At 71.4% G+C, this 2,838-nt stretch carries 3 protein-coding genes; 1 reads left to right on the top strand and 2 read right to left on the bottom strand.

The genetic code is table 11. The features are described from left to right. Positions 1 to 9: 9 nt before the first annotated feature. Positions 10 to 2,232 (top strand): RNA polymerase recycling motor ATPase HelR, encoded by a 2,223-nt coding sequence (gene helR / locus VIP82_RS06175; RefSeq protein WP_331906704.1) that lies wholly within the window; start codon positions 10 to 12, stop codon positions 2,230 to 2,232. A gap of 12 nt (positions 2,233 to 2,244) precedes the next feature. Here the strand turns inward: helR and VIP82_RS06170 are convergent, their stop codons facing one another. Both VIP82_RS06170 and VIP82_RS06165 read right to left on the bottom strand, forming a co-directional pair. Next, complete coding sequence (locus tag VIP82_RS06170) at positions 2,245 to 2,568, bottom strand: DUF7882 family protein (protein ID WP_331906702.1); 324 nt, start codon at positions 2,566 to 2,568, stop codon at positions 2,245 to 2,247. Positions 2,569 to 2,621: 53 nt separating this feature from the next. Beyond that, positions 2,622 to 2,838: SDR family oxidoreductase (locus VIP82_RS06165; RefSeq protein WP_331906700.1), on the bottom strand; the 217-nt coding region annotated here is incomplete at its 5' end.

Genomic DNA, 2,838 nt, shown 5'->3' with positions numbered 1-2,838 from the left:
CGACGGCGCATACTGGTCGGCCGAGCCGGAGACATCCGCTCACGACGCAGAGGAGCTGCACTGACTTCGCACGTATTCGACCTTCCCGACTCCCTCGCCGCCAAGGCCGCCCCGTCGCTCATCGCCGATGACGAGGCGCATTTCGCCGCCATTGCGGAAGCCCTCCGCCACTCCATCGCCGAGGTCTCCGACCGTCTCGCGGTCGAGCTGCGGTCTCCAGGCGGAAGCGGCCAGGCCGCGCTCGATCGCGACCTCGAGATCCACCGGCTCACGGGGCGGCTGCGGACGCTGCGCCGTTTCGGCCTCGACCTCTGCCTCGGTCGGATCGTCGCGGCCGACGGCGGTGAGCCCGTGTACATCGGGCGGCTCGGCCTCACCGCACCCGACGGCCGCCGGCTGCTCATCGACTGGCGCTCCCCCGCCGCGGAACCCTTCTTCGGCGCGACGCACGGCGACCCGATGAGCCTGACGAGCCGCCGGAGGTATCGCTGGACCCGCGGCCGCGTCACCGACTACTGGGACGAGGTGTTCACGCCCGACGCGCTCGACGGGCACGCGGCGCTCGACGAGCAATCGGCGTTCATCGCGAGCCTCGGCAGCACCCGCTCGGCCCGGATGCAGGACGTGCTCGGCACGATCCAGGCCGACCAGGACGCGATCATCCGCGCCGGTTCCCGCGGCGCCCTCGTCGTCGACGGCGGACCGGGCACCGGCAAGACGGTCGTCGCACTGCATCGCACCGCCTACCTGCTGTACTCCGATCCCCGGCTCGGGCATCGGCGCGGCGGCGTGCTCTTCATCGGCCCGCACCAGCCGTACCTCGACTACGTGGCCGACATCCTCCCGGGCCTGGGCGAAGAGGGCGTCGAGACCTGCACGCTCCGCGACCTCGTTCCAGAGGGCGCCTCAGCGGCGATCGAGGCGGATCCCGCCGTCGCCGGAGCGAAGTCCTCAGGCGAACTGGTCCAGGCGGTCGAGCGTGCCGTCGGGTACTACGAGCGACCGCCCCGGGCCGCCATGACGGTCGAGACCCCGTGGGCCGACGTGCTGGTCGATGCCGACGACTGGGCGGAGGCGCTCGACGCCCCCGAACCCGGAACGCCGCACAACGAGGCGCGCCTCCAGGTCTGGGAGGAGCTGCTGAGCATCCTGACCGACCGGCACGACGACGTCGAGCCCGAGGAACTGCGGGCCGCGCTCGCCGACAGTCGCGAACTGCGCACGACCTTCAACCGCGCGTGGCCGGTGCTCGACCCGGCCGGAGTCGTCGCCGACCTGTGGTCGGTGCCCGCGTACCTGCGGCGATGCGCCCCCTGGCTCGGCGACGACGAGGTGCGGCTGCTGCAGCGCCCCGATCCCCGCGCGTGGACCGTCGCCGACCTCCCCTTCCTCGACGCTGCGCGCCAGCGCATCGGCGACCCCGAGGCATCCCGCGACCGGCGTCGGCGCGAGGCTGCAGCGACCACTCAGCGAGAGGAGATGGCCCGCGTCATCGACAACCTGATCGAGGCGCAGGTGCACGACGACGGCGAGGGCGTCATGACGATGCTGCGCGGGCAGGATCTGCAGTACTCGTTGATCGACGAGGCCGAGCTGCCGAGCCGCGACGCCGACGAACTCGCAGGGCCCTTCGCCCACATCGTCGTCGACGAGGCGCAGGAGCTGACGGATGCCGAGTGGCGGATGGTGCTCGCCCGCTGCCCGTCGCGGAGCCTCACGATCGTCGGCGATCGCGCCCAGGCCAGGCACGGGTTCACCGAGTCATGGCAGGCACGCCTCGCGCGCATCGGGCTCGACCACGTCGCGCTCGCGCACCTCACCATCAACTACCGCACGCCCGAGGAGGTCATGGCCGAGGCGGAGCCCGTCATCCGGGCGGCGATTCCCGACGCCAACGTGCCGACGTCGGTGCGCAGCAGCGGCATCCCCGTCGCTCACGGCTCGGTGTCCGACCTCGACGCGATCCTCGAAACCTGGCTCTCCGAACACGCTGAGGGCACCGCGTGCGTGATCGCACGCGACACGGGCGTCGGCGCAGGCAGCGGCATGGATGCATCCGGGCGCCCCGTGCGCGTCAGGTCGCTGACGCCCGAGCTCGTGAAGGGCCTCGAGTTCGATCTCGTCGTCCTCATCGACCCCGCATCGTTCGGCGCCGGCATCGAGGGAGCAGTCGACCGCTACGTCGCCATGACCCGGGCGACGCAGCGCCTCGTCATCCTCACGAGCGCGTGAGCAGTTGCGGACTCAATCGATCTCGAACGGCTCCGACGCCTCGGGCTCCGGCACGAGGTGCAACCCCGCGGTGCTGCTGGCGGAGAGGATCAGCTCCTCGATCCAGAGCCGGTTGAGCTTCGGCGGCCGGTTGCCGCTGAAGACGAACAGCACCGGGATGGACGGGTTCATCCACATCGTCGTCCGCCCGCTGCCGCGTTCGACGCCGTGCTCCCACGTGAACGCGAAGCTCTCGGAGCGGCGCAGCTTGGTCAGGATCGCGACGCGGAGGTGGGCGAGGGCGCGGTCGTCGATCTCGAACTCGCGCAGGGACGTGCTGTAGATGAGCTTGCCCATGCCCGAAGCTTACGGCGCACGGAGCCCCGTGTCCCCACCTCCTTTCGGGGGCTCTACAGCGCGCGTCCGCCCGTGACCGGCAGGATCGCGCCCGAGACGTACGACGCCTCCTCCGAGGCGAGGTACACGTACGCCCCGGCGAGCTCTGCTGGCTGACCCGCCCGGCCGAGCGGGGTGTCGCGACCGAAGTCGGGCAGCTTGTCGGGCCATCCGGTCGCCGGAATCAGCGGAGTCCAGATCGGCCCCGGTGCCACGGCGTTCACGCGGATG

The sequence above is a fragment of the Microbacterium sp. genome, assembly GCF_036566905.1.
Classification (GTDB): domain Bacteria; phylum Actinomycetota; class Actinomycetes; order Actinomycetales; family Microbacteriaceae; genus Microbacterium.
Note: the sequence above shows the minus strand (reverse complement) of the source record. Positions and strands in the feature narration are given on the sequence as shown.

Bases quoted from the DNA above. Each gene is read 5' to 3' on its own strand.
- VIP82_RS06170 (WP_331906702.1), bottom strand. From the start codon at position 2,568: ATGGGCAAGCTCATCTACAGCACGTCCCTGCGCGAGTTCGAGATCGAC.